The organism is Mesorhizobium sp. M7A.F.Ca.CA.004.06.1.1 (assembly GCF_003999135.1).
GTDB lineage: Bacteria > Pseudomonadota > Alphaproteobacteria > Rhizobiales > Rhizobiaceae > Mesorhizobium.
Genome location: NZ_RZPQ01000707.1, coordinates 1 through 3,090 on the forward strand (window position 1 = coordinate 1; position 3,090 = coordinate 3,090).

Annotated in this window: 3 protein-coding genes; 2 read left to right on the plus strand and 1 reads right to left on the minus strand. The window is 63.4% G+C overall.

The annotated features are described in order from the left end of the window. A partial coding sequence (locus tag EN906_RS28770) for a transcriptional regulator (protein ID WP_127375548.1) occupies positions 1 to 654 on the plus strand: 654 nt, incomplete at its 5' end. Between the two features lie 273 nt (positions 655 to 927). On the opposite strand, the gene EN906_RS28775 is transcribed toward EN906_RS28770, so the two are convergent. Beyond that, entirely contained in the window at positions 928 to 1,557 is a 630-nt protein-coding gene (locus tag EN906_RS28775) for a TetR family transcriptional regulator C-terminal domain-containing protein (protein WP_127272371.1), read from the minus strand. A gap of 227 nt (positions 1,558 to 1,784) precedes the next feature. Here EN906_RS28775 and EN906_RS28780 point away from each other — a divergent pair. Further along, the coding region (locus tag EN906_RS28780; protein ID WP_164777428.1) for an aspartate aminotransferase family protein at positions 1,785 to 3,090 on the plus strand (1,306 nt) is incomplete at its 3' end.

Consider the following 3,090-nt stretch of genomic DNA (forward strand, 5'->3'; position numbering starts at 1 on the left):
GTCGAGGCGCAGTGCTTCGGCAAGTGCCGTCAGCACCTCGACGCCGCCGAAAAACAGCATCTGTTCATCCTCGCCGACCGCCAGCAGCCGGAGCGCCGTGCCGTGGCGCCGGAAAAAGTCGACGGCCCCTTGCTGCACATGCTGCAGAGCCTGGTGCTGCAGCCGGCCTATGTTGTCGGGCGGCGCTGGGATGTGCTGGCCTGGAACCCGGCTGCCGTCGCGGTGTTCGGCGACTATGGCTTGCTGGAGGGGGACGCCCGCAACATCGTCCACATGGTGTTCACCAGCCCGCACCACCGGCGCCTCCTGGTCGACTGGGAGCAACTGGCGCGCACCGTGCTGGCCTCCTTCCGGGCCGCGAGTGCGCGTTATGTCGGCGATCCGGATTTCGAGCGGCTGATCGAGTTGATGACGCGTTCGAGCCCCGAATTTCGCGCTTGGTGGCCGCAGCGCGACGTCGCGCACCGGTTGTCGGGGGTGAAGCATGTCCGGCACCCGAGCGCGGGCGCCATGATCTTCGAGCATATGAGCCTGTCGATCGGCGATGGCTCCGACATGAAGCTGATCGTCTATACGCCGCTTGCCGAGCAGAACTCGGTCGCCAAGCTGCAGACATTGCTGGACGCCCTGCCGGCCGAGCGGCGCAGCGCGTAACCCTCCACTTCGTCATCCCAGGGCGGAGCAGCCGCGAAGCGGCGTCGAGGAGACCCTGGGATCCATTCCGTGACATTGGTCGAAGGGTACAGCGGAGCAGAATTTGTACCGTTGCGGCGCGTTGAAGTCGCGGCATGGATTCTAGGGTCTGCGCCGCGTCGCTTCGCTCCTTGCTTCGCCCTAGAATGACGAAATCAATGTGCGCTTCGGCCAATCCCCACCGTCTGGGATAGCCCGACGACTGCCAAGTTGACCCAAGACGTGATCTCGCTGCTACCCCTTCGGCTTGAGGCCATCGAGGAACAATTGTTCGAGAAACCTTGCCGCATCCTCGAAGCGGCCGTCGCCGCCGCGGTTCGGCCCGAGGACGGCGCGGACTTGGACGTCGAAATCGGCATAATGCTGCGTCGTCGCCCAGATCGAGAAGATCAGGTGCCACGGATCGGTCTTGGCGATCTTGCCGGCGCGCATCCAGCCCTTGATGACGGTCGCCTTCTCGTCGACCAGCGTCTTCAACTCTCCGGCCAGCAGCGGCATGATGCGCGGCGCGCCTTGCAGGATCTCGTTGGCGAATAGCCGGCTCTCGCGCGGAAAGTCGCGTGCCATTTCCAGCTTGCGTCTGATGTAGCTGCGCAATTCGGTCAAGGGGTCGCCGATGTCATCGAGTTCACGCAGCGGCGCCAGCCAGGTGTCGAGCAGGCGCTGCATCAGCGTCTCGTGGATGTCTTCCTTGCGGCGGAAATAATAGAGCAGGTTCGGCTTCGACATGCCGGCGGCTTCGGCGATCTGGTCAATGGTCGAGCCACGAAAACCGTTGGTCGAGAAAACCTCGAGCGCCGCCTCCAGGATGAGTTCGCGCTTTTCCTGCTGGATGCGGGTGCGACGAGGAGCGTCCGTGGTCACCGTTGCCAGCCCTCGCGTTGAGGGTCATCTGGACCAATTCTCTGGACCAGTTTTTCCCTAGCCTGTGGAACGCACTTCAGGTGCCGCATTTCCGCTAGTAATCCCTTGACCGCCGACAGGGCGGTGCTAACGTTTGTCCAATCGGTCAAAAATTTGCGTAGCATGAAAACGCGGCAAAGACCAAGCGTTGGGCGCACCGAAACAGATTACAAGGGGAAGTCCTGGTCATGTCCAACCGGCTGAAAGTCACGCCGAACGATCTCAGCGCATTCTGGATGCCGTTCACGGCAAACCGGCAGTTCAAGCAGGCGCCGCGCATGATGGTGTCCGCCAAGGACATGCATTACACGACCAGCGACGGCCGCAAGGTTCTCGACGGCACCGCCGGCCTGTGGTGCGTCAATGCCGGCCACTGCCGTCCCAAGATCACCGAGGCGATCCAGCAGCAGGCCGCCGAGCTCGACTATGCGCCCGCCTTCCAGATGGGCCACCCGATCGTGTTCGAACTGGCCAACCGCCTGGTCGACCTCGCGCCCAAGGGCATGGACCATGTCTTCTTCACCAATTCCGGCTCGGAATCGGTCGAGACCGCGCTCAAGATGGCCATCGCCTATCATCGTGTGAAGGGCGAGGGCTCGCGCACCCGGCTGATCGGTCGCGAGCGCGGCTATCACGGCGTCAATTTCGGCGGCATCTCGGTCGGCGGCATCGTCACCAACCGCAAGATGTTCGGCACGCTGCTCGGCGGCGTCGACCATATGCCGCACACGCATCTGCCCGAGAAGAACGCCTTCACCAAGGGCGTGCCGGAGTATGGCGCGGAACTCGCCAACGAACTGGAGCGCATCGTCGCTCTGCACGACGCTTCCACCATCGCCGCCGTCATCGTCGAGCCGGTCGCCGGCTCCACCGGCGTCATCCTGCCGCCGAAGGGTTATCTCGAGAGGCTGCGCGAAATCTGCACCAAGCATGGCATCCTGTTGATCTTCGACGAGGTCATCACCGGTTTCGGCCGTCTCGGCACGCCGTTCGCCGCCGACTATTTCGGTGTCACGCCAGACATCATGACCACCGCCAAGGGCGTTTCCAACGGCGTCATCCCGATGGGCGCGGTGTTCGTGAAGAAGGAGATCCACGACGCCTTCATGACCGGCCCTGAGCACATGATCGAGTTCTTCCACGGCTACACCTATTCGGGCAACCCGATCGCCTGCGCGGCCGCACTCGGCACGCTCGACACCTACAAGGAAGAGGGCCTGCTGACCCGCGGCGAGGAGCTGGCGCCGTACTGGGAAGACGCGCTGCATTCGCTGAAAGGCGAGCCGAACGTCATCGATATCAGGAACATCGGCCTGATCGGCGCGATCGAGCTGGCGCCGATCGCCGGCCAGCCGACCAAGCGGGCCTTCTCGGCCTTCGTCAAGGCGTTCGAGCGCGGCGCGCTGATCCGCACCACCGGCGACATCATCGCGCTGTCGCCGCCGCTGATCATCACCAAGGGCCAGATCAACGAATTGATCGACCATGTCAGAG